This window comes from Scytonema sp. PCC 10023 (assembly GCF_963920835.1).
Taxonomy (GTDB): Bacteria; Cyanobacteriota; Cyanobacteriia; order Cyanobacteriales; family Nostocaceae; genus Kalymmatonema.
The window spans coordinates 1-1601 of sequence record NZ_CAWUDP010000280.1; the positions used below are offsets into that span (position 1 = coordinate 1).

Sequence of the window (1601 nt, forward strand, 5' to 3'; positions counted from 1 at the left end):
TCTTGTTTGTATCTTGGGACGCCGTGAGTTATTTGGCGTTTTCAACTCGTTTTTTCGCTTGTGAATTTTTATAGGGGTCAGGGTTGAAAACTTATGCTCGTCCCTTTGCTTTTTTGGAGAAAAATTTTGAAAGTTTACAGCCCAGATTCCGCACCTAATATTATTACTTAGACCAAGAGTAAAAAATCAAACTAATAACAGTGGGTGCGCTGGAACCGTTCAGGTGGGATGGACTCAGCTCAACCCTGTAGGCGATCGCCAGTAATACCGTTTCACTAAAAGTGTGATACATATAATTGCAGGTGCATCACTCATAAAAAAACAATGTGTAGGGTTCTCAAACTAGAGATACTCAAACTAGAGATAAAAGAAACACAGGCGCTCACTTCAAGAGTTGTTGAGACAGCAAAAAACTGGATATGGGAAAGAACGAATACAGGCATTGTATTTACTCAAAACGCGCTCCTGTTGAAACAGTATCTTTTTTACCCCAGAGAATCTTTCTACCAATTCGAGCCTTTGCATCTTCCTCCGACTGTCCCCAGTAATCTGCTAAGACACGGGCATCCCAATAATTGTATTGGCTATTCTTAAAAGCCTGAAGCTCTTTATCTTTTGCTCCTTGTGTTGATGCTGTCATTAGATTATTCTCCTTCATCAAATGTTATTGGATGGTTCACTTATCCTTATAGATAAATGAATTTTTTAGGCTAGTAAATGAAGTCTTTGCAACACTGAAGTCTTAAATGTTCGCCTTCATTCATTGCACTGTTTTACTATAGATAGATTTGATGAGACACACATCGTCAAGTCAGGAAATTGGTTTTCCAACTTTGGAAAGTCAAGATTGTAGCTGGAGTTCTGTAAGCAAACCTAGGTCGTCGATGTTTCAACTTTGATGCACTCAATCTTATTTCGTTTTTTCCTTTCTATGCAGAGCGCAGACTTCTTTTTCTAGTTTTTCACAATTTATATCATGTCCGGTTATATAACCGCGCGGAAATTCGTAGTGGGGAATGCGCGTCCTCTTTACCGACAAAGCAAGGACTCTTGTCCTTACTACAAAGAAGTTTTATTATGGGCAATTAAGCGAACATGATATTAGCCTCGGTGATGCGATCGCCTCCTTGGGATCGCTTGACTATCGGCGCTTAGTCTGTGTATACATACATTGGATTAGTGAAAGTTAATGCAAGTTCGAGGAACCATGAGGATTGGCAGATTTGTGTGAGTGAATTGACGAAAAGTGACGGGCTTTGAGGATTGCTGCTATCAAACATAGGCGCTCGCTAAATCTCTATGAGCAAAAAGCATTGATTCGTCCCATACTGCACTTGTTCAAGGGATATTGAATCTTCATGCGCCAATACCGTGAATTTCATATCAGGATGATTAAAGAATCATGGGTAAGTAAATCAATCAACGAATTGGTGTCAACGTGAAATTACTCACCCGTTACAAACCACACACAATCTTTGCAATTTAAACACCCATACTTGCAGGGACTTTAGCAGCAAATGATGTCGCATTTGTCAAGGCTGACTTCGTTCCACGTCCGAAGAATTGAGCAAGAGGAGCGAGTTCTTGCATCAGTTCGATAA

General features: G+C 40.1%; 2 protein-coding genes. One reads left to right on the plus strand and one right to left on the minus strand.

What is annotated here, in order from left to right; genetic code table 11:
* Positions 1–448 precede the first annotated feature (448 nt).
* Complete coding sequence (locus ACM0OZ_RS48695; RefSeq protein WP_414590132.1) at positions 449–640, minus strand: hypothetical protein; 192 nt, start codon at positions 638–640, stop codon at positions 449–451.
* Between the two features lie 376 nt (positions 641–1016).
* Between ACM0OZ_RS48695 and ACM0OZ_RS48700 the strand changes: the two genes are divergently transcribed.
* Complete coding sequence (locus tag ACM0OZ_RS48700) at positions 1017–1190, plus strand: hypothetical protein (RefSeq protein WP_414590133.1); 174 nt, start codon at positions 1017–1019, stop codon at positions 1188–1190.
* Positions 1191–1601 lie beyond the last annotated feature (411 nt).